Below are 22,855 nucleotides of genomic sequence, written 5' to 3' on the forward strand. Positions count from 1 at the left end.
CGGGCGCCTCCGCATCCCCGGGAGGCGCCGGGCTGCTCCGAACGGGTGATACGGGGTTTCGCCGGGCGGACTCGCGCCCGGAGCCGGCCGGATCCCCCCTGCTCAGACCAGGTCGACGAGGTCCGCGATGGAGTCGACGATCTGCGACGGGCGGAACGGGTAGCGGTCGACGTCGGCGGGCCGGGTGACGCCCGTCATCACCAGGAAGGTGCGCATCCCGGCCTCCAGGCCCGCGAGGACGTCGGTGTCCATCCGGTCGCCGATCATCGCCGAGTTCTCGGAGTGCGCGCCGAGCGCGTTCAGTCCGGCCCGCATCATCAGCGGGTTGGGTTTGCCGACGAAGTACGGCTTCTTGCCGGTGGCGGCGGTGATCAGCGCGGCGACCGAGCCGGTGGCGGGCAGGTCGCCCTCGGTGGAGGGGCCGACGTTGTCGGGGTTGGTGGCGATGAACCGGGCACCGCCGTTGATCAGCCGGACGGCCTTGGTCAGCGCCTCGAAGGAGTAGGTGCGGGTCTCGCCGAGGATCACGAAGTCGGGCTCGTGGTCGGTGAGGATGTAGCCGATGTCGTGCAGGGCGGTGGTCAGGCCCGCCTCGCCGATGACGTAGGCACTGCCGCCGGGCCGCTGGTCGTTCAGGAACTGGGCGGTGGCCAGCGCCGACGTCCAGATGTTCTCCACCGGCACGTCCAGGCCCATCCGGCGCAGCCGGGCGTGCAGGTCGCGGGCGGTGTAGATGGAGTTGTTGGTGAGCACCAGGAAGGGCCGCCCGGACTCGCGCAGCTTCTTCAGGAAGGCGTCGGCGCCGGGGATGGGCACGCCCTCGTGGATCAGGACGCCGTCCATGTCGGTGAGCCACGACTCGATGGGCTTGCGGTCTGCCATGTGCTGCGTCTCCTGGCGTACGTGCGAACGGAAAACGGGGGCGCCGGAACCACGGCGTACCGACGCCCCAAGCCTAGGTCCTGTCGTCGAACTCCCGCCGTCCGCCCGAAGGGCGGGCCTGGCGGCGTCAGGTGCGTGCTCTGGGGGTGCCCCCGGCCGAAGGCTGGGGGAGTGCCGGGCCCTGACCCTCGTACTGGACGTACTTGGGTCTGGGCCCGGTGCGGCGAGAGTGCGTGCATGGCGTCGCGAGGCAGGCGGGAGTTTGACGACAGGGCCTGTGTCAGGACCGGTCGATCCGGACCCCGTCGATCACCCAGTACCAGTTGTTGCCGCCGGTGTAACGGAAGCGGACCCGGGCGGTGGTGGCGCCCGCCGGGACCTGGAGGGTGACCGTCTCGGTGCGCGAGGGGACGTCGGCGGTGTACGTCCGCACGCTCACCGGGGTGCCGCCGCCGTAGGAGACGAGGACCTCGCCCTTCTGCGGGGACTCGTGCCGGTAGTAGGTGGTGTACGTCAGCACGGCCGTGCCGCCGCCGGTGACCGGGTAGGCGGGGCTGACCAGGGTGGAGTCGAAGGTGCCGGTGAAAGCCTTGTCGGTCCACTCGTCGCCGTCGGCCACCGCGAAGACGTTCCGGGCGCGGAGGTTGCCCTCGCGGCTCTGGTCGCGCTGGGCCTGGGTCCAGAACTCGTCGGTCGTGAAGGACCAGCCGCGCCACTCGGTGACCCCGCCGCCGCCCATCGCGGAGTTGTCGACGGACCAGCCGGGCGGCGGGGTGTGGGTGAAGCCCACGGTGGCCGCCGGGACGCCGGTCTCGTCCACGCGGGTCGCCAGCGAGCCGCGCAGGGCGTCGAAGTCGTCCGGGACGGGCTGCTGGACGGGGCGGCCGTCCAGTTGCCAGGCGGGGTCGAGGGGGATGCCGAGGTGGGCGAGGGCGGAGGCGGCGACGTCCGGCATCTTCACGTCGTGGCGCACCGATCCGGGCGCGAGCGCCGGCCCGGTGGCGATGAGGAACGTCTGCCGCTCCTGGAGGGAGGAGCCGCCGTGGCCGCCGGCATCGGTGTGGCCGTGGTCGGCGGTGACCATGATCAGCCAGTCCTCGGCGGCGTACGACGGCCGGGCCTCGACCGCGGCCACGATCTGACCGACCTGCGCGTCGGCGCCCTTGACGGCGTCCAGGTACTGCTGGGAGGCGGCGCCGTAGGTGTGGCCGGCGTGGTCGATGTTGTCGAGGTGGACGAAGACCGCGTCCGGGTTTCCGTCCCGGAGCCGGGCGGCCGCGCGGGAGGTGGTGCCGGTGTCGTACTCGGCGCTCGGGGTGGAGACGCGGGTGTCGACCTTCGCCGAGAACACCGTGTCGGTGAGCGGCGTCCAAGAGGCGACGGCGTATGTGGACAGGGCGGGCCGCGCGGTCTCGACGCGGGTGAGGAAGTCCGGGTACTGGGTGAACCGGGCGCCGGTGAAGGCGTTGTCCTTGACGTTGTGCTTGTCGGGCCAGACCCCGGTGATGATCGTGGACCAGCCGGGGCCGGAGAGCGTCGGGGCGAGCGGGTTGGCGTAGATGCTGCTGGGCGCGGTCAGCCCGGCTGCCATCAGAGCCTTCAGGTTCGGCGCGGCGGCGTCCTTGATCCGGCTGAGCAGCGCGCCGTCCAGGCCGATGACCAGCACCTTCGGGGTGCGGGTCGCGGCCCGGGCGACGGTCGCGAGCGGCCCGGCGGACGCGGCCACGGCGGCGGAGACGAGGAAGGAGCGGCGGGAGAGACGGGGCACGGAGGACCTCCGGAGGAGAGGGGGGACGTGCGGGGCGGGAAGGGAGCGGTCGTGCCACCGCCCCCGGTGGTGCCAGGGGCGGTGCGGTTCTCGCGGTGCGGGGCCGTCCACGGCCGCGCGCCGGAGGGATCAGCTGCCGGTCGCGGACTTCCAGTCCTCGACGTAGGCGCTGAGGTTCTTGTCGATGTCGTCCCAGTCGGGTTCGAAGACCTCGACGCCGTCCATCAGCCGGGCCAGTTCGACGGCGTTGGCGTCGGTGGCCTCGACGTCGCCGCGGGCGGCGAAGCCGCCGCCGACCGAGCTGACCTCCTGCTGCTGCTTCCGGGCGAGCATGAAGTCCAGCAGCTTCTTGCCGTTGGCGCCGTGCGGGGCCTTGGTGACCAGGCCGGCCGCGTAGGGCAGGGCGAAGGTGGTGGGCTTGCCGTCGGTGCCGGCCGGGAACCAGATGCCGAGGTTCGGCATGGTCTTGGCCTGGGCGTGGTTCATCTGCACATCGCCGTTGGCGACGAGGAGTTCGCCCTTGTCCACCTTGGGGGCGAGCTTGCCGGTGGAGGCGGACGGGCCGACGTTGTTGGCCTGGAGCCTCTTCAGGTAGGCGAGGGCCCGCTCCTTGCCGCCGAAGTCGTGCATCGCCTTGATCAGTACGGCCGTTCCGTCGCCGGCGACGCCGGGGGTGGAGTACTGGAGCTTGTTCTTGTAGCGGGAGCCGAGCAGTTCCTCCCAGGTCTTCGGGGGCCGCTTCAGCTCCTTCTTGTTGTAGACGAACCCGAAGTAGTTGTCGACGACCGAGGTCCAGGTACCGTCGGCGGCCTTGCCGGCGCCGCCGACCTGGTCGGAGCCGGCCGGCTCGTACTTCTGCAGCAGGCCCTTGCCGGCGGCCTGCTGGATGAACGGCGGGAGGGTGACCAGCACGTCGGCCTGCGGGTTGCGCCGCTCGCGGACGGCGCGCTGCACCATCTCGCCGGAGCCGCCCTCGACGTACTTCACCTTGATGCCGGTCTGCTTCTCGAAGTCCTCGAAGACCCGGTCGTACCAGCCGTCGCCGTTCTCCCCCTTGAGGCCGTCGGCGCTGTAGACGGTGACGACCCCGGCGTCGGAGGCGGCGGAGGTGCCGCAGGCGGACAGCGCGGGCGCGGCGAGGAGGGCGAGGGCTACGGCGAGCGGGAGGCGGTATCCGGGCATGGCGAGGCGGACTCCTGGCGTGAGGTGCGGGGACGGTTCGGGGGGTTCAGCGGTACGACGCCCGGGTGCGGACCCGGGAGACGGCGAACAGGACGAGCAGGGTCGCGGCCATCAGGACCACGGCGACGGCGGACCCGGTGAACAGGGCGCCCCGGTCGGTGGCCGCGTAGACCAGCACGGGCAGCGGGGTCCAGTCCGGCGGGTAGAGCATCATCGTGGCGCTCAGCTCGCCCATGGACAGCGCGAAGCACAGTCCGGCGGCGGCGGTCAGCGAGGGCAGCAGCAGCGGCAGCCGCACCCGGAACAGGATGGAGGCGGGCCGGGCGCCGAGGGAGGCGGCGGCCTGTTCGTAGGCCGGGTCCAGGCGGGTGAGGGCGGCCGACACCGACTGGTGGGCGAAGGCGGTGACCAGCACGGTGTGGGCGGTGATCACGATCCACCGGGTGCCGTTGAACAGCAGCGGCGGCTGGGAGAACGCCACCAGCACCGCGAGGCCCACCACCACCGACGGCACGGCGACCGGCAGCACGAACAGGGCGTCCAGCACCCGGCGGTGGCGCTTCTTCAGGGCGGCCCCGGCCAGCGCGGCCCAGGTGCCGGCGGTCAGCGCGAGCAGGCTGGCGGCGACGGCCGTGACCAGGCTGGTGGTGAGCGCCTGGAGGGCCTCGCCGCGGGTGGCGGAGCGGTAGTGGTCCAGGGTGGGGCCGGAGGGCAGGGCGCCGGACCAGTGGGTGGCGAAGGAGGCGCCCAGGATGACGAGCAGGGGCAGCGCGAACAGCGGCAGGAACAGCACCAGGAACACCGCCCACACGGCCCACCTGGCCTTGCGGCTATGCACCAGCACGACGGCTCACCACCCGGTACAGGCCGTACAGGCCCACGGAGACCAGGACGTTGACGACGGCGACCGCGCAGGCGCCCGGGTAGTCGGACTCCAGGATCGCCTTGCCGTAGACGAGCATCGGCAGGGTGGTGACCCCCTTCGCGCCGGTGAACAGCACGATCCCGAACTCGTTGAGGCACAGCACCAGGACGAGGCTGCCGCCGGCGGCGAGCGCGGGCAGCGCCTCGGGCAGGATCACCTGCCGGACGATGCGGGGCGTCCGCGCGCCCAGCGAACCGGCCGCCTCCAGCTGGGCGGTGTCGAGCTGCGCGAACGCGGCGAGCAGCGGGCGCATCACGAACGGCGTGAAGTAGGTGACCTCCGCCAGCAGCACGCCCCAGGGCGTGGTGAGGAACTGAAAGGAGCCGACGACGCCCGTGCTGCCGTAGAGGAACAGCAGCGCGAGTGTGATGAGGAAGGACGGGAAGGACAGGTACACGTCGATGAACCGGGCCACCGCCTTCGCCCCGGGGAACGGCACGAACGCGATGACCAGCGCCAGCAGGAACCCGAGGACCAGACAGCCGGCGGTGGAGGCCAGCGCCAGCCACACGGTGGTCCACAGCGCGTGCCGGAACGCCTCGGAGGCGAAGACGTCGGCGTACGGCTGAAGGGAGGTGCCACCGGTGTCGGGACGCAGCGACTGGCGGACGACGAGGGCGAGGGGGTAGAGGAAGAAGAGGGCGAGCAGGGCGACCGGGGGGAGCGCCCACAGGTGGGGTGCCCACCGCCGCCGGCCCTCGCCGCGCCGGGCGGAGGGGGCGGGCAGGGCCCGCGGCGCGCGGTCAGTGGTCATCGCCGGCCACCCCCGCGGGCAGCAGCACGCCGTCGTCGGGTGCGAAGTGCAGGGCCACCGGGTCGCCGAGGGCGGGCGGCTCCTTCAGCTCGCGCACGTCGGCCATCATGGTGTGCCCGTCGACCTCGACGTACAGCCGGTGCGTGGCGCCGCGCCACTGGATCTCCCGTACGGTGCCCGGGAGCCGGTTGGGTCCCTCGCCCAGCCCGACCAGGTGCGGCCGTACACACAGGGTGGCGCGGGCGCCCGCGGCGGCCCCCGCCGTGTCGAGCCTCAGCTCCGTGCCCGCGAAGGACACGCCCCGGTCGGTCACGGTCACCGGGACCAGGTTCGCGCCGCCCACGAAGGAGGCCGTGAACGCGTCCGCGGGCGCCCGGTACAGCTCCCTCGGCGTGCCGCACGCCCGCAGCCGGGCCGAGTCCATCACCGCGATCCGGTCGGCGAGGGTCAGCGCCTCGACCTGGTCGTGGGTGACGTACAGCATCGACACGTCGGGCAGTTCGCGGTGCAGCCGGGCGAGTTCGGCGAGCATGCCGGAGCGCAGCCGGGCGTCCAGCGCGGACAGCGGCTCGTCCAGGAGCAGCACGCGCGGCCGGATGGCGAGCGCGCGGGCGATCGCGACGCGCTGCTGCTGCCCGCCGGACAGCTCGCGCGGGTGGCGGCGGGCGTAGCCGGCCATGCCGGTCAGTTCCAGCGCCTCGGCGACCCGCTGCCGGATCTCGTCCCTGGGGGTTCTGCGGGCCTTGAGTCCGAAGGCCACGTTCTCGTCGACGCGCAGGTGCGGGAAGAGGGCGTAGCTCTGGACGACCATGCCGATGCCGCGCCGGTACGGCGGGAGGTCCGTCACGTCCTCGCCGCCGAGGTACACCCGCCCGGACACGGGCCGCACGAACCCGGCGACCGCCCGCAGCGCGGTGGTCTTGCCGGATCCGGACGGCCCGAGGAGCGCCATGACCTCTCCCGGCTCGACGGTCAGGTCGAGGGAGTCGAGGACGACGTTGCCGTCGTAGGCGACCGTGACGGAGTCGAAGCGGATGCCCATGTCAGCGGTCTCCGGCGAGCAGGCCGGGCAGGCCGGCGACGGAGTCGAGGACATGGGTGGCGCCGGCGGCGGTGAACTCGGCGTCGCCGTGGGCGCCGGTGCGCACGCCGGCGACCAGCCCGGCCCCGGCGCGTACGCCGCTGAGCACGTCGTACGACGTGTCGCCGGCCACCGCGACCTGCCGGACGTCCTCGGCCGCCTTGGTGCGGACGAACGCCTCCAGCACCATGTCCGGGTACGGCCGCCCGCGCCCGCCGGCGTCGGCCGGGCACAGGGTGAGCGGCACCAGGCCGCGCCAGCCGAGGGCGTCCAGGACGGCGTCCTGGGTGACCCGGGCGAAGCCGGTGGTGAGGACGACGGTACGGCCGCTCTCGGCCAGTTCCCCGATGGCCTCGCGGGCTCCGGGGACGGGGGCGATCAGGCCCTGGTCGACCAGGCCGCCGTACGCCTTCTCGAAGGCGGTGTTGGCGCGCCGGGCGCGGTCCTCGTCGCCGAAGAGGTGACGGAAGACGGAGATCTTGGACTCGCCCATGGTGGCGCGGACGTAGGCCAGGTGCTCGGCGTGCTCGGCGGAGCCGGGTTCGACGCCCAGTTCGGCGGCGGCGGCGGCGAAGGCGCGCTCCACCAGGCCGCCGTCGGCGACGGTGGTGCCGGCCATGTCGAGGACGACGAGTCGGATGTCGGGGATGCCCGGGGTGTCCGGGGTGACGGGGGTCATGGGGGTGCTCACCAGCCCAGTTCGTTCGCGGTGGTCTCGGCTATCGCGGGGGCGCAGGTCATGCCGCGCCCGCCGGGCCCGGTGACCAGCCACACGCCCTCGTGCACCTGCTGGCGGTGGACGACCCTGCCGGGGTCGGTGCACTGCGCGTACACGCCCGCCCAGCGGTGCCGCACGCGCGGCAGCGGCCGGCCGAGGAGGGATTCCACGACGCCGGTGAGGTGCTCGTAGGGCTCCTCTACGGTGTCGAAGGCGAAGGGGTGCTCGTACTCGTGGGTGTCGCCGATGGTCAGGCCGCCGTCGGCGCGCTGCACCATCAGCAGCTGCATCTTGTGCGCGGCGGCGGTCCGCGGCTGCGGCTGGCGGGCGTTCAGCTCGTCCAGCGCCCCGGAGGCGTAGGCCGGGTAGTAGCGGAAGCTGTCGGCGTCGGCGACGGAGGTGGTCAGCGGCTCGCCGAGCGGGTCGGTCTGCATCATCTGGAGGCGGACGCGGCGCACGGGGAGGTCCGGGCCGGCCAGTTCGCGGACGAGTCCGCCGAGCCAGGCGCCGGTGCACAGCACGACGGCGTCCGCGTGGTGGGTGTCCCCGTGGTCGTCGCGGACGGTGCCGGCGCCGGTCACCTCGCGCACCTCCCGGCCGGGCAGGAAGGTGTAGCGGGGCGACCTCAGCAGCTCCGCGCGCAGGGCGAGCTGGGCGGTGCGCGGCTCCACGGCCGCGTCCCGCTCGCAGTACAGGGCGGCGGTGAAGTCGCCGCGCAGGGCGGGGTTCAGGGCGCGGGCCTCGCCCGGGGTGAGCAGCTTGTAGCCGCGGGCGGCGGCGTCGGCGCGGGCCGCGGCGGCCTCGGCGACGGCCAGTTCGAGCGGGCCCCGGACCGGGGTGAGGGAGCCGTTGGGGCGGAAGCCCAGCGCCGGCACCCGGCCGCCGATCCCCTCCCACAGCTCCCGCGCCCGCAGGGCGGTTTCCAGCTCTTCTCCCCCGGCGCGCCCGCTGACCCAGATCTGCCCGAAGTTGCGCAGCGAGGCGCCGCGCGCCTCGGCCTCGCGCTCGATCTGGACGACCTGGTGGCCGCGCCGCACTGCGTGCCAGGCGTGCATGGTGCCCACCACGCCGGCTCCTACGACTGTGACTCTCACGGCGGTAACGCTCCTCGGGACGCGGGAACCGGAGACATCCGGCTGACAACGAGAGCGTGAACGAGCCATCACGTTTGGGCTAGACCTGTTATCTTTTCGTGATGTGCGGGGGGTGTGCGGCGACCGGTGTCCCTCAGCCCCGCAGGCGGGTGGTGAAGGAGAAGCGGTCGCCCCGGTACAGCGACCGCACCCGCTCCAGCGGGCGGCCCCCGGTGTCCCGCGAGATCCGGTGGATCAGCAGCATGGGCAGGGCGGGCGGGGTGCCGATGAGCAGGGCCTCGCGGGGGGTGGCGAGGACGGTCTCGATCCGCTCGTCCGCGTCGCCGAAGCAGATGCCCTGGGCGGCGAGATAGCCGTAGAAGGAGGAGTCCGGATCGAAGTCGGCGTCCAGCCGGGGCACCCGGGCGACGGCGACGTACGTGCTCTCCAGGCCGACCCGCTCGTCGTCGGCGAGCAGCACGCGCTCCAGGTGCCAGACGGGTTCGCCGCGGGTGAGCCCGGTCTCGGCGGCGAGCGGGTCCGGGCACGGGAACCGGTCGAGGGTGACGAGGGCACGGCCGGGCGTGCGCCCCTGCCGGCGTACGCCCTCGGTGTAGCTGGCGAGGGACAGCGGCTGGGCCAGCTTGGGTCCGGCGACCACCGTGCCCCGGCCCCGGCGCCGCAGCCGCCCCTCCAGCACCAGGTCCCGCACGGCCTGCCGCACGGTCTCGCGGGCCACGTCGTACCGCTCGGCGAGATCCCGCTCGGTGGGGATGACGCCGCCCTCCCCCAGCTCCTCCAGCAGCGCGGCGATCCGCGCCTTCACCGCGTAGTACTTGGGGATGCGCCCGTGCTCGGGGATGCCGGAGCGGACGGGGGCGCCGGGGGCCTGGTCGTTGGGGTAGTCCACGGAGGGATCGTCGCAGACGGGGACCGGCGGCCGCGGAGGGGGCGGCGGCCGGGTCAGCGGCGGTCGCGGAACAGGAGGAGGGCGCCGGTGAGGGCGGCCAGCAGGATGAACAGGGGGACGAGGGCCGGGAGCGGGAGATGGGTGAGTTCGGCCGCGACACGGGTCAACCGTCCGGGCGCGGGCCGGTCTTGGGGGTGGGGGGTGCCGGTGGCGGTGGGAACGGCCACGGGGTGGACGGTGTCGTGGGTGTGGTGCGGGGTCCCGGTCGGGGGCGAGGCATGGGCCTCCCGGACCTCCTCCCGCCCCTCCTCCGGGTGTTCCGTGTCCTCGGCGTCCCCGGCGTCCCCGGCGTCCCCGGCGACGTCAAAGCGGTAGGCGCCGGACTCCCCGACCCAGTCACCGTCCTCGCCCCGCCGCTGCACGACGGCGGCGTTGGCGGTGACCTCGTCGGCCACGGCGTCGGCGGCCAGCGAGAACCGGATCCGCACGCTCACGGTCCGGCCGGGCGGCACGGTGAACCCGGCGAAGCCGGGGCCGTCCAGCACGCCGACCAGTTCCTGGGCGTCGGTGGCCTCGAAGGTGACCGGGCGGGCGCGGGGGCCGTCGTAGAAGTCCAGGCGGGGCTGGTCCGGGCGCAGCGCACGCTTCGCGTCCACGAGGACCACGACCGGGTGGACGCCGGTGCAGGTCCGGTCGGTGGTGTTGGTGAGGTCGAGGTACCAGGTGCCGGGTTCGCCGCCGGCCTCGTACGACGCCGGGCCGCCCCGGATCCGGGCGGCCAGCGGGAAGGCCCCCGGGTCGGTGCCGGCGCAGGAGGGGGCGGCGGGGGCGTGGGCCCGGGCATGGGCTTGGGCTTGGGCGGCGAGCGCCGGCAGGGGGACGGCGGCGGGGGTGACGGCGGTGGCGGCTGCTGCTGCTGCTGCGGTGAGGGCGAGGGACAGGGGCGTGCACAGTCGCATGAACACATGACCCTGCCGGGCGGGGCGGGGCGGACGGCACCGCCATGCCGGGGCGCGGCGCAAGTCCCCTCTACCAGCGGACAGGGGGCCGCCGGCCGTGGACACCCGCGGCCCCGCCGTGGCCGGTCGCGCGGTTCCCCGCGCCCTTGGAAAGTCACCGTGCCGTCGACGAGAACAGCCACCCCGCCCGGCCCGCCCGCGGCCCCGCCGTGGCCGGTCCAGCGGCTTCCCGCGCCTCTTCCGGACGCTCCGCGCACCGCCGCCTCAGGCGTCCCCGCGCCCGAACAGCGGCGCCAGGAGCAGTTGGGCCGCCCCCTCGGCCACCAGGCGCTCGCCCCTCGGGGCGAGCGCCACCGGTGTGGTGCCGGCCGCTCCCTGGCGCCGGGCGCGGGCCGTCAGCACCTCGGTGACGCCCCGTACGTAGACCTCCGGCGACCCGGCGACCGTACGCCCCCCGAGCAGGACGCCGTCGATGTCCAGCAGGCCGACCAGGTTTCCGGCCGCCACACCGAGGATGCGGGCCGCCTCCGCGATCTCCCCGCGCGCCGCCGCGCCGAGGCACAGCGCCTCCACGCAGCCGCGGTTCCCGCACTCGCACCGCGGCCCGTCCAGCCGGATCACCTGGTGGCCGAACTCCCCCGCCCCGGTCCGCGCCCCGCGGTGCACGCTGCCGTCGATCACCAGCCCGGCCCCGAGCCCCGTACCGAGGTGCAGGTACGCGAACGAGCGGCCCACCACCTCCTGCGCGCCCCCGACCGCCAGTCCGAGCGCCGCCGCGTTGGTGTCCTTGTCCACCGCCACCGGCATCCGCAGCCGCTCCGCGAGCGCGTCCCGCAGCGGGAAGCCGTCCCACCCGGGGAACCCGGTGACCCGGTGCAGCACCCCGCGCGCATGGTCCAGCGGACCGGGCAGCGCCACCCCCACCCCGACCGGCGATCCGGCCCCGCCGGCGCCGGGGTCCTCGCCGAGCCGTTCCCCGGCCACCGCGCGGACCGCCGCGCACACCGCGCCGAGCACCGCCCCGGCCCCCGCCCCGAGGTCCAGTTCCCCGCGCCGCTCCGCCACCACGGCCCCGTCCAGGTCGACGAGCACCGCGCGCAGCTCGTCGCGGTCCAGGTGCACCCCGACGGCGTGCCCCGCCTCCGGCACCAGCCGCAGTACCGTGCGCGGCTTGCCCCCGGTCGACACCCGCCGCCCGGCCTCCGCCGCGAACCCCTCCGCCCGCAGCCGCGCGGTGATCTTGCTGACGGCCTGCGGGGTCAGCCCGGTGCGCTCGGCCAGCTCCAGCCGGCTGACGCCCTCGGCCCCGGCGTCCCGCAGCAGCCCCAGCACCAGCGCCGTGTTGTGGCTGCGCACCACGCCCAGATTGGCCCCCACCGGCCCACCACTGCTCTTCACGTCCCCCATTCTCCTCACCGCTTGCACTTTCGCAACAGCGTTGCCAAAGTGGGAGGCATGACTGCTACCCCCCTCCGCGTCGGCCTGATCGGCTACGGCCTCGCCGGCTCGGTCTTCCACGCCCCGCTGATCGCCGCGACCGAGGGCCTCGCCCTGGACACCGTGGTCACCTCCCACCCGGAGCGGCAGCAGCAGGCCCGCGCCGAGTTCCCGGACGTCACGCTCGCCGCCACCGCCGACGAGCTGTTCGCACGGGCGGACGAGCTGGACCTCGTGGTGATCGCCTCCCCGAACAAGACGCACGTGCCGCTGGCCACCGCCGCCCTCGACGCCGGTCTGCCGGTGGTCGTGGACAAGCCGGTCGCCGGCACCGCGGCCGAGGCCCGCGCGCTGGCCGCCCGCGCCGACGAGCGCGGTCTGCTGCTGTCGGTCTTCCAGAACCGCCGCTGGGACAACGACTTCCTGACCCTGCGCGGGCTGCTGGCGGACGGCGCGCTCGGCGACGCCTGGCGCTTCGAGTCCCGCTTCGAGCGCTGGCGTCCGCGGCCCAAGGGCGGCTGGCGCGAGTCCGGCGACCCGGCAGAGATCGGAGGTCTGCTCTACGACCTCGGCAGCCACGTCGTCGACCAGGCCCTGGTCCTCTTCGGCCCGGCCACCGAGGTCTACGCCGAGACGGACATCCGCCGCCCCGGCGCCGAGACCGACGACGACACGTTCATCGCGCTCACCCACGCGAGCGGCGTCCGCTCCCACCTCCACGTCTCCGCGACGACCGCCCAGCTCGGCCCCCGCTTCCGGGTGCTGGGCTCGCGCGCGGGCTACGTGAAGTACGGCCTGGACCCGCAGGAGGCGGCGCTGCGCGAGGGCGGCCGGCCCGGCACCACCGACGGCTGGGGCGCCGAGGACGAGTCGCTGTGGGGCCGGATCGGCTCCGGGGAGTCCCCGCTGACCGGCGGCGGCACCCCCGTACCGACCCTGCCGGGCGACTACCCGGCCTACTACGCGGCCGTCGCCGCCGCCCTGCGCGGCGCCGGCCCCAACCCGGTGACCGCCCTGGAGGCGGCCGCCGCGCTCGACGTGCTGGAGGCGGCCCGCCGGTCCGCCCGCGAGAAGGTGACGGTGACCCTCTGATGCCCGAGAACCCGCCGACCGTCGAGGAGCTGGAGGCGCAGCAGCGGCGCCTGGTCCTGAAGCGGTTCACCCACGAGGACGCCTGGGCCCTCGGCTGCCTCCTGGTCGACATGGCCCGCGAGCGCCGGGCGCCGGTCGCCGTCGACATCCACCGCGCCGGCCAGCAGCTCTTCCACGCCGCCCTGCCGGGCTCCGCCCCGGACAACGACGCCTGGATCGCCCGCAAGCGCCGGGTGGTGGAGCGCTACGGCGCCCCGTCCTACCTGGTCGGCGCCCGCTTCCGCGCCAAGGGCACGACCTTCGAGGAGTCCTCCCGCCTCGACCCGGACGCCTACGCGGCGCACGGCGGCTCCTTCCCGCTGACGGTGGAGGGCGCCGGCGTGATCGGCGCGGTGACCGTCTCCGGTCTGCCCCAGCTGGAGGACCACCGGCTGGTGGTGGAGGCGCTGGAGCGGTTCCTCGGCCGTTCGGCCGCCTGAGGGAACGGCGGGAATCAACCCGGGGCGCCCTCCGGTTGGCACGGACGAAGGCCCCACGATCATGGCCACAGTCCACCACCGGAGGGATCGCATCCGATGACCACCGCACTGAAGGAGAGCGTCGGCCGGTACGGCGTCTGGAGCGTCGAGTTGCGCGCCGAGGACCCGGCCCGGCGCGGCGAGCTGGACGAGGCCGCGGCCGAGCTGGAGGAACTCGGGTACGGCGCGGTCTGGCTGGGCGGCAACAGCTCCGAGGACCAAGTGGCCCCGCTCGTCGGCGCCACCCGGGGCATCGTCGTGGGCACCAGCATCCTGAACATCTGGCAGCGGGACGCCGCCACCACCGCGGCCGGCTTCGCCGAGCTGGAGGCGGCCCACCCCGGCCGGTTCGCGCTGGGCCTCGGGGTGAGCCACGGCCCGCTGGTGAAGGACTACCGCCGCCCGTACGGGGCGATGGTCGAGTACCTGGACGAGCTGGACCGGGCGGGCGTGCCCGCGGGACGCCGGGTGCTGGCCGCGCTGGGCCCCCGGATGCTGGAGCTGTCCCGCGACCGCGCGGCCGGCGCGATCCCGTACCTGACCACGCCCGAACACACCGCGCGGGCCCGGGAGATCCTGGGCGCGCGGCCGCTGCTGGCCCCGGAGCTGAAGGTGGTCCTGGAGTCCGACCCGGCCCGTGCCCGCGAGACGGCCCGCGCCTACCTCGCCAACTACCTGCGCCTGCCCAACTACACGAACAACTTCCTGCGGCTGGGCTTCACGGAGGCGGACGTCGCCGAGGGCGGCAGCGACCGGCTCGTCGACGCGGTCTTCGCCTGGGGCGAGGAGGACCGGATCCGCGAGCGCGTGACCGCCTTCCACAAGGCGGGCGCCGACCACGTGGCCCTCCAGGTGGTGACGGCGGACACCGGCGACGTCCTCCCGAGGGAGGAGTGGCGCCGGCTGGCCTCGCTGCTGGGGTAGCCGGCCCGGCCCGCGGGCGCGGGGAACCGCGCGACCGGCCCGGACCCCGCGCGGGGGACGGACGCCGTCGTGGTTCCCGGCGCTCCCGGCGGAGCGGCTACGCGTCCTTCAGCTCCTGCCGCTGCCGGCCGAGCCCGGCGATCTCCAGCTCCACCACGTCCCCGGCGCGCAGGTACGGCTTCGGCTCGGGCGCTCCCATCGCCACCCCGGCCGGCGTGCCGGTGTTGACGACGTCGCCGGGGTACAGGGTCATGAACCGGCTGAGGTAGCGCACGACCTCGCCCACGGGGAAGATCTGCTCGGCCGTCGTGCCGTCCTGCTTCAGCTCGCCGTTCACCCACAGCCGCAGCGACAGGTCCTGCGGGTCGGCGATCTCGTCGGCCGTCACCAGCCACGGGCCCAGCGGGTTGAACGTCTCGCAGTTCTTGCCCTTGTCCCAGGTCCCGCCCCGCTCGATCTGGAACTCCCGCTCGGAGACGTCGTGCGCCACCGCGTACCCGGCGACGTGTGCGAGCCCCTCCTCGGCCGAGTCCAGGTAGCGGGCCGTACGGCCGATGACGACCGCGAGTTCGACCTCCCAGTCGGTCTTCACCGAGCCGCGCGGCACCAGCACCGTGTCGTCCGGCCCGATCACCGTGTCCGGCGCCTTGAGGAAGACGACCGGCTCGGAGGGCGGCGCGGCACCCGTCTCGCGGGCGTGGTCGTGGTAGTTGAGGCCGATGCACACGACCTTCCCGATCCGGCCGAGCGGGGGACCGATCCGCAGCCCGGCGGGATCCAGCGCGGGCAGCCCGCCGGACTCGGCCGCCGCCCGGATCCGGCCGAGCGCGTCCTCGTCGGCGAGGAGCGCGCCGTCGATGTCGTCCACGAGGCCCGACAGGTCCCGGAGGGTCCCCTCGGCGTCGAGCAGTGCGGGGCGCTCGGCCCCGGCCGTACCGACTCGCAGCAGCTTCACGGTCACCATCTCCCTCGATAGCGGGCGCCCGCCGACGGGTGCAGCCATCGGAGGACTGGCCGATCCTCCAATTCCCCCGTCCACTCCGCAAGACCCTGTTCAGGTACTGGACCGTAACCGGGACGCCCGGTACCGCTCAGCGGTACAGCAGGGACTGCTCCGCCGCGCTCCACGCCGTGCTGGTGACGACGTACAGCGCGGCGGCCAGCGGGACGACCGCCACCGTGACGAGGGTGAAGAAGGACAGGAACGGGGTCACCCGGGTGACCGCGGCGAGTCCGGGCACCTGCTCGCCGCCGGCCGCGGGGGCCGGCTGTCCGGCCGTCATGCGGCGGGCGCGCCGGTAGTTGACGGTGGCGACGGCCGCGACGAGGGCGAACAGGCCGAGGTAGACGCCTCCGGCCGGGCCGAACACCCCGCCGTCGGCGAGCGCGTCGGCCCAGCGGCCGCCGAGCGGTGCCGCGAACAGCCGATGGCCGAGCAGGGAGTTGGCCTCGCCGCCGATCGTGCCGCTGGAGAAGAGGTGGAAGAGGAGGAAGAAGGCGGGCAGCTGGAGCAGTCCGGGCAGGCAGCCGGAGAGCGGGGAGACCTTCTCCCGCGCGTGCAGTTCCCGCACCGCCCGCTGGAGCCGCTCGGGGTCGCGGGCGTGCCGGGCGCGCAGCGCGTCGATCCTCGGCTGGAGCGCGGCACGGGCGCGCCGGCCGCGGGCGGCGGCCCGGGACAGCGGGTGGACGAGGAGTCGTACCAGCGCGGTGAACAGGACGATCGCGGCGGCTGTCGCGGAGGCGTGGAAGAGCGGGGTCAGCAGGTCGGCGAGGTGCTCGACCAGACGGGCGAAGACGGACATGGATGAGCCCTCCGGGGGTCTCGTCGTGCCGGAAACGGCCGGGAATCGGGGTGATTCGGCGGGAATCGGCGAAACGAGCCGCGCGGGGGCACGCGTCGGCGGACGCGCGGGCCTACGGGCATGCGGACGTCGGGGCATGCGGACGTACGGGCATGCGGACGTGCGGATCTCGCGTGTGCGGATGCGCGGAGGTGCCCTACGCGGCGGTCGTCGCCGGGCCGGCGTGTCCGGGGGCCCTGGGCCGCCGCCTGCCGGGTGCGTCGGGGTCGCGCTGGGGCAGGAAGGCCGTACGGCGGGCCCGGTCGCGGATCGCCGTGCGCACCCGGGTCGGGGGCACGGCGGGCACGCGCCGCGCGGCCGGCAGGGCGTGGACGGCGAGTGCCGCGGCGGCGGTGGCGGTCGCGGCGAGGGCGACGGCGGTGGTGAGGGCGCCGCTGCCGGGGAGGGCGGTCTGGAGCAGCAGCAGCTGCGCCACGAACAGCAGGAAGGCGAGGGGACGCGGGACGACGACGGCACGGCCGCGCATCACGACTCCCCCCTCTCTCCTGCGTACTGCCGTCAGTGTGCCACGGGCGCCGGTTCGGTCTCCAGGGGCTCCAGCAGCCGCTTCGGCCGCGCCAGCGCCCTGCTGACCGGGTCGCGCGGGGCGGTGTCCAGCTCGGGCCCCGGCACCATGACGACGTCGGCGACCGGCACGGCGGTTCCGCAGTCGGCGCACGTCCCGTACGGCCCGATGTCACCGCCGCAGTCCGCGTGCCGGAAGGACCTGAGCCGGCCGGCGTCGGCGTGCTCGCGCCCCCACTGGCTCAGGGCGCGCAGCGCGGGCCACAGGGCGGTACCGCGCTCGGTGACGACGTACTCGTCGCGCGGCGGGTTCTCCTGGTACCGGCGCTTCTCGAGGATGCCCTGCTCGGTGAGGGTCCGCAGCCGGTCCGAGAGGACGGCGCGCGGGATGCCGAGGTGGACGAGGAAGTCGTTGTAGCGCCGGACGCCGTAGATCGCGTCGCGCACGACGAGCAGCGTCCAGCGCTCACCGACGATCTCCAGCGCACGGGCGATCGAGCACTCCTGCGTCGCGTAGTCCTTGCCCAGTGCCATGCCGTCCACTGTAACCGCGCACAGCGAATCGGTTCAGTGATCGAACCGGCAGTGCTACGGTGACGGCGACCAGGTTGATTCATTGACCGAACCTAGGCGCATGGGCCCCACCGGACCGGATCGGACGGACCGCGGGGCCCCGGAAGGACACGACAGGCCATGCCCCGGCCCGATTCCGCCACCACCGCCGTCCCCGGCACCGCCCCCGGTGACGCCCCCGCCCGCCCCCGTGCCACCCTCGCCCTGACCAGCGCCGCGACCGCCGTGGCCCTCATGGCGTACACGGCGCCGATGGTCACGCTGCCGGACACCGCGCACGACCTGGACACCCCGCTCACCGCCCAGGCCTGGCTGCTCAACGGCACCCCGCTCGGCCTCGCCGCCCTGCTGCTGGTGGCCGGCAGCCTCGCCGACGACCACGGCCGCCGCCGGATCTTCCTCGCCGGCACCCTGGGCCTCGGCCTGACCAGCGCCCTCGGCGCGCTCGCCACGTCGACCTGGCAGTTCACCCTCGCCCGCATCGCCCAGGGCGCGGCCAGCGCGGCCCTGCTGGCCAGCGCGCTCGGCCTGATCGTGCACGCCTTCCCGAGCCCGCGCGGCCGGCTGCACGCCACCGGGGTGTGGGGCGCCTTCGTCAGCGGCGGCATAGCCCTCGGCCCGCTGCTCGCGGGCGCCCTGCCGGGCTGGCGGCTCGCCTACGGCCTGCTGGGCGCCGCCGCCCTCGTCGTGGCCGCGCTCGGCACCCGGGCCCTGGCCGAGTCCCGCGCCCCGCGCGGCGGCCGGCCGGACGTGCTCGGCGCCCTCACCTTCGGCGTGGCGCTCGCCGCCCTGGTCGCGGCCCTCACCCTGGGCCGGGACGGCTGGCTGCGCGCCCCGGTCGGCCTGCTGCTCGCGGCGGCCGTGCTGCTCGTCGCCGCCTTCGTCGCGGTGGAGCGCCGGGCCGCCACCCCGATGATCGACCTCGGGCTGCTGCGCCGGCCCCGCTTCCTGGCCTCCTCCGCGGGCGGCCTGTTCACCGGCCTCGCCGTGATCGGCCTGTTCAGTTATCTGCCGGCGCTGCTCCAGCGGGCGCTGGGCCTCTCGCCCCTGGCCACGGCCTGGATGTTCCTGCTCTGGGCCGGGCTGAGCTTCACCGTCGCCCTCCAGGTCCGGCACCTGTCGGGCCGGCTCGCCCCGCGCACCCAGCTCGCCCTGGGCTTCACCCTGCACGCGGTCGCCGTACTGACGATGCTCGGTGCCGTGGGCGCCGGTTCCTGGCCCCGGCTGCTGCCCGGCCTGATCGTCGGCGGGGTCGGCAGCGGGCTGCTCAACGGGGCGCTGCCGCTGCTCGCCGTGGAGTCGGTGCCGCGCGAGCGGGCCGCGATGGGCTCCGGCGCCCAGCAGACCTTCCGCTACATCGGCTCCTGCGCGGGCGTGGCCCTCACCATCGCCCTCGTCACCTCGGCCGGGGACCTGGCCCGGGGCGCGGACATCGCCCTGCTGGTGTCGGCGGGGCTGGCGGTGGCGGGCGCGGCGGGCGTGCTGGTGCTGCGCGAGACCGCGTGACACCGCCGAGGGGGCGCACCCGGGCCGCGCGCACACCGGGTGCGCCCGGACCACCAGCCGATGGCGAGAGGCGGACCCGGGTGTGCGGGCGGCCGGGGTGAGGCAGCGGACCGGCTCGCCGTACCCGCGGCTTTCTCAACGGGTTTGAGAAAGGGCCGTCACAACCCTCGACAACGCCGTCCGGCAGCCCCGATGCTTCCTGTTGGCATGCCGAGGGGGACGAGCCGGCACCGCTCGCGGGAGCGCGGTGCCGCAGTCGCATGGAGAGGCAGCGAACGCACCCATGATCCGACGCAGAACACTGCTGGCCGCCGCGGGCGGCGGCCTGCTCGGCAGCACGCTCGCCACGGGCACGGCCCGGGCGGACGCGACGATCCCGGTCGACCCGTCGGCCTCGTATGGCACGTGGGAGGGCTGGGGCACCTCCCTGGCCTGGTGGGCGAACGTCTTCGGCACGCGGGACGACTTCGCCGACATCTTCTTCACCACCCGGAACACGACGTACAACGGCACCTCGCTGCCCGGCCTCGGGCTGAACATCGCCCGCTACAACCTGGGCGCGTGCGGCTGGAACAGCGTGGGCGGCGCGTCGATGGCCGTCTCCCCGAACATCCCGTCCTTCAAGCAGATCGAGGGCTACTGGCAGGACTGGACGAACGAGGACCCCGCCTCCGCGGCCTGGAAGTGGACGGCGGACGCCGCCCAGCGGGCCATGCTCGTCAAGGCGGCCCAGCGCGGCGCGGTCTCGGAACTGTTCGCCAACTCGCCGATGTGGTGGATGTGTTCCAACCACAACCCGTCCGGCGCGGCCGACGGCGGCGACAACCTCCAGTCCTGGAACCACCGCCGGCACGCCGCCCACCTCGCCGCCGTCGCCCTGTACGCCCGGCAGCACTGGGGCGTGACCTTCGCGACGGTGGAGCCCTTCAACGAGCCCTCCTCGTCCTGGTGGACCGCGACCGGCACCCAGGAGGGCTGCCACATCGACGCGGCCACCCAGGCGGCCGTACTGCCGTATCTGCGCGACGAGTTGGACAAGCGCGGCCTGACCGGCACCCGGATCGCCGCGTCCGACGAGACGAGCTACGACCTGGCCCGCACCACCTGGAACTCCTTCTCCGCCACGGCCAAGGGGTACGTCGACCGGGTCAACGTGCACGGCTACCAGGGCTCCGGTGGCCGCCGGGACCTGCTGTACACGGACGTGGTGACCACGGCCCGCAAGGCGCTGTGGAACTCGGAGACCGGCGACAGCGACGCCACCGGCCTGACCACGGCGGGCAACCTCCTGTACGACTTCCGCTGGCTGCACCCCACGGCCTGGGTGTACTGGCAGGTGATGGACCCGAGCGCGGGCTGGGCGGCGATCGCCTACGACCCGGACACGCGGCAGCCGGGCGCGGTGCAGACGAAGTACTACGTCCTGGCCCAGTTCACCCGGCACATCCGCCCCGGCATGACGATCCTGGACACCGGGGTGAGCCATGCCGCCGCCGCCCTGGACCGCCCGGCGAAACGCCTGGTGATCGTCGCCGCGAACACCTCCGCCGCCGCCCAGACCCTGACCTTCGACCTGTCCCGCTTCTCCGCCGTCACCGGCGGCTCCGGCGGCCTGGTCCCCCGCTGGAACACGGTCACGACGGGCGGCGAGCGCTACACGCCCCACACGGACATCCGCCTGAACGGCAAGACGGTGGCCGTCCCGTTCGCGGCGAAGTCGGTGCAGACGCTCCAGATCGACGGCGTCACCGCGTGACGGCCCCTCACCGTGTGACGGCCCCTCCCGGGGGCAGGGCGTCCCGGTAGCCGTTCGCGGGCCGGGGCACCGTCGTGACCGTACGGGCGTCCGGCGCGACCAACGCGGACGCGGTGCCCGGCATCCCGCCGGGGTGCCGGGTCCCGGTGACCGTCACCCAGGCGTCGGCCGGGGGCACGGGCGGGCCCGCCGTGGATCCGCACCTCGGCCGACCGGGCGCCCGCCGAGCGCGCCCGTCTTCCGCACGCCGGCTCCGCCCGAAGCCGTCCGCACCGAAGGGATCCAGGCAGGCGCCGGATGGCCGCACGGACGGGGTGGCCCCCCTCCCCGGGACCCTCCGCGCCTCACTTTTGTCCCGCCCCGGCAGTACGGTGTCCCCCATGCGCCCCGACACGCCTGCCGAGATTGTCGACCACACCGCCGAAGCGGCACGCCTGGAGCGGACCGCCGGCCTGTACCCGGAGGACGCCGAAACCCTCCTCCTGCGGGCGGCGGCCCACCTGGAGCTGTCCGGCGACCGCCCCGCGGCCACCACGCTCTACGACCGCCTGCTGTCCTCCGCCGCGGACCTGGCCCGCCCTGCCCTGGTACGCGCCCTGAAGGCGTCGAACCTGTGGGAGTACGGCCACGAGGCCGAGGCGAGGGCGATCATCGAGGGCATCCGCACGGCGGCCCCCCGGGACCCGGCGCCGTGGGTGATCGCGGCGGAGGCCCTGGAGTCGCACGACGAGCTGGAGGCGGCGGCGGAGACGTTCACGGAGGGAGTCCGCCTGCTGGTCCCCGGCCCGGCGCAGGAGCCCCTCCCCTCCACCCACCCCCTCCTCTACGGCCGCCACCGCGTCCGCCGCATGCTGGGCCTGCCGCACGACGACTGGGACGAGCTGGCGGACACCCTGCACACGGCCCCGGTGTCCCTGGACGAACTCCACGACCCGAAACGGGTGTGGTCGCTGGGCTCGGACAACCCGGCGGAGCTGGCGGCGGAGATCTCCCGCCTGCGCGCGGAACTGGGCGCCTACCGCCAGGCCCTGTCCCGCCCGTTCCCGGTGGCGGTCCTGCACTGGCCGGCCCCGGAACTGGAGGAACTCCTCACGACGTACCCGACCCTGTCCACGGAGTACCCGTCCCACACCGAACACCTGAGGACCATAGAGTCCTCCCTCCGGGAACTCGCCTCCTCCGGCACGGCCAACCTCGGCATCGTGACGGGCACGGTCCCGTCCTACGAAGCCTTCGCCGCCTCGGAAGCCACGTCCCCGACCGACCCCACCCTGCTCCCCCAGTACGCGACGACCCTGGCGGCCCGGGGGCGGGCGGTGGCCTGGCCTCCGGGGAAGGGTGCGGGGTGCTGGTGCGGCTCTGCTGAGAGCTACGACATCTGCCACGGAGCTTGAAGCCCATGTGATCGCGTCGCCTTGGCCCGGCGTGCTCCCACCCCACTGACAACCCTCTGTGCGACTCCGGTCTGTGGTCCGCTTCCGGCGCCTGCACGCTTCTGTCCAGTGCCGGTGCGGTCCGGGTCAGGGTAGGTCAAGGCCGACCAGGGGGCCCATCGGTGTCAGCCGACGCGGGAACATGCGGAGGCACCATTTAGGCGGGCCGCGGAAGCACGACAATGTCTAGGAAAGGGGTGGCCCCACGGCCACTTATCGGGGCGGCTGACCATGTGCGCCAGGCGGTTACTTCGTAGCGATGACGTAGACGCTCCCCCACTGCCGCTTGGGGTTTCCAATGGCGGCGTCGAACGCCCACGGCCCAACGGTTTCAAAGCCTGCCTCGGTGAACATCTGCGTCAGCTTCTCCAAGTCGTACGCCCAGAGGTGAGGCGTGTATGCGGGGTCGTCGTCCTGGTCGCGGAAGACGTAGTTGATCAGGTCCAGGAAGGTGTTGAGGTCACCGAGGCAGTCACGTTTGGCGTACCACCGCTCGACCATCTCCTCGGAGAGGGTCGGATTGTCCGGGTAGTGACGGAGTACGAACGCAGCGTCGGGGACACCGGTGACGAGCCGGCCGCCCGGGGCGAGCACACGGTGTGCCTCTCGGGCGTACTGCTTGGCGGACTTCGGGTAGTCGATGTGCTCCAGGAAGTGCTCCGAGAACATGAATCGGACGGTGCTGTCCTGTAGCGGGATGCCCTCGCGCACGTCCCAGAGCAGATCGGCGGGCGGCACGGCGTCGATGTTGTAGAAGCCGTCGATCCGGTGGGCGCCACCTCCGATCTGGACTCTTTCCGGGGCTGCATCGATGCGTGCGTTCGGCCACGCCCGGCTGCTGGTGCGGTGGTACCGGCTGATATCGATCTCCTTGGCCACGGCCCGCAACGTGCGGGCGAGACCATGGGCGGTCGAGGGCTCTGCGAGGAGGGCCGCGATCTGCTGGGCCAGGACATCGAGCGAGGGGGCGGAGACGTGCGCAGTCATACGGGCTCCCT

At 74.2% G+C, this 22,855-nt stretch carries 22 protein-coding genes; 6 read left to right on the forward strand and 16 right to left on the reverse strand.

The features are described from left to right. Positions 1–102 precede the first annotated feature (102 nt). The 11 genes from ACZ4W9_RS17635 to ACZ4W9_RS17685 all read right to left on the reverse strand — a co-directional run bounded on the left by ACZ4W9_RS17635 (position 103) and on the right by ACZ4W9_RS17685 (position 11,659). Positions 103–882 (reverse strand): HAD-IIA family hydrolase, encoded by a 780-nt coding sequence (locus tag ACZ4W9_RS17635; RefSeq protein ID WP_467936585.1) that lies wholly within the window; start codon positions 880–882, stop codon positions 103–105. A 280-nt stretch (positions 883–1,162) separates the two neighbouring features. After that, positions 1,163–2,650, reverse strand: a complete 1,488-nt coding sequence (locus ACZ4W9_RS17640; protein ID WP_467936587.1) for an alkaline phosphatase family protein — start codon at positions 2,648–2,650, stop codon at positions 1,163–1,165. Between the two features lie 129 nt (positions 2,651–2,779). Further along, positions 2,780–3,832, reverse strand: coding sequence for a 2-aminoethylphosphonate ABC transporter substrate-binding protein (locus tag ACZ4W9_RS17645; protein WP_467936589.1), 1,053 nt, complete (start codon positions 3,830–3,832; stop codon positions 2,780–2,782). Positions 3,833–3,878: 46 nt separating this feature from the next. Next, entirely contained in the window at positions 3,879–4,676 is a 798-nt protein-coding gene (locus ACZ4W9_RS17650; RefSeq protein WP_467936591.1) for an ABC transporter permease, read from the reverse strand. Continuing rightward, positions 4,663–5,511 (reverse strand): 2-aminoethylphosphonate ABC transporter permease subunit, encoded by an 849-nt coding sequence (locus ACZ4W9_RS17655; protein WP_467936593.1) that lies wholly within the window; start codon positions 5,509–5,511, stop codon positions 4,663–4,665. The genes ACZ4W9_RS17650 and ACZ4W9_RS17655 overlap by 14 nt, the downstream gene beginning before the upstream one ends. Then, positions 5,501–6,553, reverse strand: coding sequence for an ABC transporter ATP-binding protein (locus ACZ4W9_RS17660; RefSeq protein WP_467936595.1), 1,053 nt, complete (start codon positions 6,551–6,553; stop codon positions 5,501–5,503). The genes ACZ4W9_RS17655 and ACZ4W9_RS17660 overlap by 11 nt, the downstream gene beginning before the upstream one ends. 1 nt (position 6,554) lies before the next feature. Next, positions 6,555–7,271, reverse strand: coding sequence for a phosphonatase-like hydrolase (locus tag ACZ4W9_RS17665; protein WP_467936787.1), 717 nt, complete (start codon positions 7,269–7,271; stop codon positions 6,555–6,557). Between the two features lie 8 nt (positions 7,272–7,279). Beyond that, positions 7,280–8,404: a TIGR03364 family FAD-dependent oxidoreductase gene (locus ACZ4W9_RS17670; protein WP_467936597.1), complete on the reverse strand. Its 1,125-nt coding sequence runs from the start codon at positions 8,402–8,404 to the stop codon at positions 7,280–7,282. Positions 8,405–8,537: 133 nt separating this feature from the next. Next, entirely contained in the window at positions 8,538–9,293 is a 756-nt protein-coding gene (locus ACZ4W9_RS17675) for a GntR family transcriptional regulator (protein WP_467936599.1), read from the reverse strand. 53 nt (positions 9,294–9,346) lie between these two features. Further along, positions 9,347–10,252 (reverse strand): hypothetical protein, encoded by a 906-nt coding sequence (locus ACZ4W9_RS17680; protein WP_467936601.1) that lies wholly within the window; start codon positions 10,250–10,252, stop codon positions 9,347–9,349. A 264-nt stretch (positions 10,253–10,516) separates the two neighbouring features. Then, a complete protein-coding gene (locus ACZ4W9_RS17685) occupies positions 10,517–11,659 on the reverse strand; it encodes an ROK family transcriptional regulator (RefSeq protein WP_467936603.1) in 1,143 nt (380 codons plus the stop codon). 48 nt (positions 11,660–11,707) lie between these two features. Here ACZ4W9_RS17685 and ACZ4W9_RS17690 point away from each other — a divergent pair, with 48 nt between their 5' ends. The 3 genes from ACZ4W9_RS17690 to ACZ4W9_RS17700 all read left to right on the forward strand — a co-directional run bounded on the left by ACZ4W9_RS17690 (position 11,708) and on the right by ACZ4W9_RS17700 (position 14,223). Next, the gene (locus ACZ4W9_RS17690) at positions 11,708–12,781 is read left to right on the forward strand and encodes a Gfo/Idh/MocA family protein (RefSeq protein ID WP_467936605.1); all 1,074 of its coding nucleotides are present in this window, start codon (positions 11,708–11,710) and stop codon (positions 12,779–12,781) included. Then, the gene (locus ACZ4W9_RS17695) at positions 12,781–13,260 is read left to right on the forward strand and encodes a heme-degrading domain-containing protein (RefSeq protein ID WP_467936607.1); all 480 of its coding nucleotides are present in this window, start codon (positions 12,781–12,783) and stop codon (positions 13,258–13,260) included. The genes ACZ4W9_RS17690 and ACZ4W9_RS17695 overlap by 1 nt, the downstream gene beginning before the upstream one ends. Before the next feature lie 96 nt (positions 13,261–13,356). Continuing rightward, positions 13,357–14,223: an LLM class F420-dependent oxidoreductase gene (locus ACZ4W9_RS17700; protein WP_467936609.1), complete on the forward strand. Its 867-nt coding sequence runs from the start codon at positions 13,357–13,359 to the stop codon at positions 14,221–14,223. A gap of 97 nt (positions 14,224–14,320) precedes the next feature. Here ACZ4W9_RS17700 and ACZ4W9_RS17705 read toward each other — a convergent pair whose 3' ends face one another. The 4 genes from ACZ4W9_RS17705 to ACZ4W9_RS17720 all read right to left on the reverse strand — a co-directional run bounded on the left by ACZ4W9_RS17705 (position 14,321) and on the right by ACZ4W9_RS17720 (position 17,132). After that, positions 14,321–15,178 carry a fumarylacetoacetate hydrolase family protein gene (locus tag ACZ4W9_RS17705; protein ID WP_467936611.1) on the reverse strand — a complete coding sequence of 286 codons (858 nt, stop codon included), beginning with the start codon at positions 15,176–15,178 and terminating at the stop codon, positions 14,321–14,323. A gap of 136 nt (positions 15,179–15,314) precedes the next feature. Then, a complete protein-coding gene (locus ACZ4W9_RS17710) occupies positions 15,315–16,025 on the reverse strand; it encodes a YidC/Oxa1 family membrane protein insertase (protein WP_467936613.1) in 711 nt (236 codons plus the stop codon). A 196-nt stretch (positions 16,026–16,221) separates the two neighbouring features. Then, positions 16,222–16,551, reverse strand: a complete 330-nt coding sequence (locus tag ACZ4W9_RS17715) for a DUF6412 domain-containing protein (RefSeq protein ID WP_467936615.1) — start codon at positions 16,549–16,551, stop codon at positions 16,222–16,224. A gap of 32 nt (positions 16,552–16,583) precedes the next feature. Beyond that, positions 16,584–17,132, reverse strand: a complete 549-nt coding sequence (locus ACZ4W9_RS17720; protein WP_467936617.1) for a winged helix-turn-helix transcriptional regulator — start codon at positions 17,130–17,132, stop codon at positions 16,584–16,586. Between the two features lie 150 nt (positions 17,133–17,282). Between ACZ4W9_RS17720 and ACZ4W9_RS17725 the strand changes: the two genes are divergently transcribed. The 3 genes from ACZ4W9_RS17725 (at position 17,283) to ACZ4W9_RS17735 (ending at position 21,818) form a co-directional block, all read left to right on the forward strand. After that, entirely contained in the window at positions 17,283–18,668 is a 1,386-nt protein-coding gene (locus ACZ4W9_RS17725; RefSeq protein ID WP_467936619.1) for an MFS transporter, read from the forward strand. A 283-nt stretch (positions 18,669–18,951) separates the two neighbouring features. After that, entirely contained in the window at positions 18,952–20,424 is a 1,473-nt protein-coding gene (locus ACZ4W9_RS17730) for a glycoside hydrolase (RefSeq protein WP_467936620.1), read from the forward strand. Positions 20,425–20,804: 380 nt separating this feature from the next. After that, positions 20,805–21,818, forward strand: a complete 1,014-nt coding sequence (locus tag ACZ4W9_RS17735; RefSeq protein ID WP_467936622.1) for a tetratricopeptide repeat protein — start codon at positions 20,805–20,807, stop codon at positions 21,816–21,818. 285 nt (positions 21,819–22,103) lie between these two features. On the opposite strand, the gene ACZ4W9_RS17740 is transcribed toward ACZ4W9_RS17735, so the two are convergent. Next, positions 22,104–22,844, reverse strand: a complete 741-nt coding sequence (locus tag ACZ4W9_RS17740) for a class I SAM-dependent methyltransferase (protein WP_467936624.1) — start codon at positions 22,842–22,844, stop codon at positions 22,104–22,106. Positions 22,845–22,855: the final 11 nt, after the last annotated feature.

This window comes from Streptomyces sp. NPDC029296 (assembly GCF_055569255.1).

Bases quoted from the DNA above. Each gene is read 5' to 3' on its own strand.
- ACZ4W9_RS17635 (WP_467936585.1), bottom strand. From the start codon at position 882: ATGGCAGACCGCAAGCCCATCGAGTCGTGGCTCACCGACATGGACGGC.
- ACZ4W9_RS17645 (WP_467936589.1), bottom strand. From the start codon at position 3,832: ATGCCCGGATACCGCCTCCCGCTCGCCGTAGCCCTCGCCCTCCTCGCC.
- ACZ4W9_RS17655 (WP_467936593.1), bottom strand. From the start codon at position 5,511: ATGACCACTGACCGCGCGCCGCGGGCCCTGCCCGCCCCCTCCGCCCGG.
- ACZ4W9_RS17660 (WP_467936595.1), bottom strand. From the start codon at position 6,553: ATGGGCATCCGCTTCGACTCCGTCACGGTCGCCTACGACGGCAACGTC.
- ACZ4W9_RS17665 (WP_467936787.1), bottom strand. From the start codon at position 7,271: ATGACCCCCGTCACCCCGGACACCCCGGGCATCCCCGACATCCGACTC.
- ACZ4W9_RS17680 (WP_467936601.1), bottom strand. From the start codon at position 10,252: ATGCGACTGTGCACGCCCCTGTCCCTCGCCCTCACCGCAGCAGCAGCA.
- ACZ4W9_RS17685 (WP_467936603.1), bottom strand. From the start codon at position 11,659: ATGGGGGACGTGAAGAGCAGTGGTGGGCCGGTGGGGGCCAATCTGGGC.
- ACZ4W9_RS17690 (WP_467936605.1), top strand. From the start codon at position 11,708: ATGACTGCTACCCCCCTCCGCGTCGGCCTGATCGGCTACGGCCTCGCC.
- ACZ4W9_RS17695 (WP_467936607.1), top strand. From the start codon at position 12,781: ATGCCCGAGAACCCGCCGACCGTCGAGGAGCTGGAGGCGCAGCAGCGG.
- ACZ4W9_RS17700 (WP_467936609.1), top strand. From the start codon at position 13,357: ATGACCACCGCACTGAAGGAGAGCGTCGGCCGGTACGGCGTCTGGAGC.
- ACZ4W9_RS17710 (WP_467936613.1), bottom strand. From the start codon at position 16,025: ATGTCCGTCTTCGCCCGTCTGGTCGAGCACCTCGCCGACCTGCTGACC.
- ACZ4W9_RS17715 (WP_467936615.1), bottom strand. From the start codon at position 16,551: ATGCGCGGCCGTGCCGTCGTCGTCCCGCGTCCCCTCGCCTTCCTGCTG.
- ACZ4W9_RS17725 (WP_467936619.1), top strand. From the start codon at position 17,283: ATGCCCCGGCCCGATTCCGCCACCACCGCCGTCCCCGGCACCGCCCCC.
- ACZ4W9_RS17730 (WP_467936620.1), top strand. From the start codon at position 18,952: ATGATCCGACGCAGAACACTGCTGGCCGCCGCGGGCGGCGGCCTGCTC.
- ACZ4W9_RS17735 (WP_467936622.1), top strand. From the start codon at position 20,805: ATGCGCCCCGACACGCCTGCCGAGATTGTCGACCACACCGCCGAAGCG.
- ACZ4W9_RS17740 (WP_467936624.1), bottom strand. From the start codon at position 22,844: ATGACTGCGCACGTCTCCGCCCCCTCGCTCGATGTCCTGGCCCAGCAG.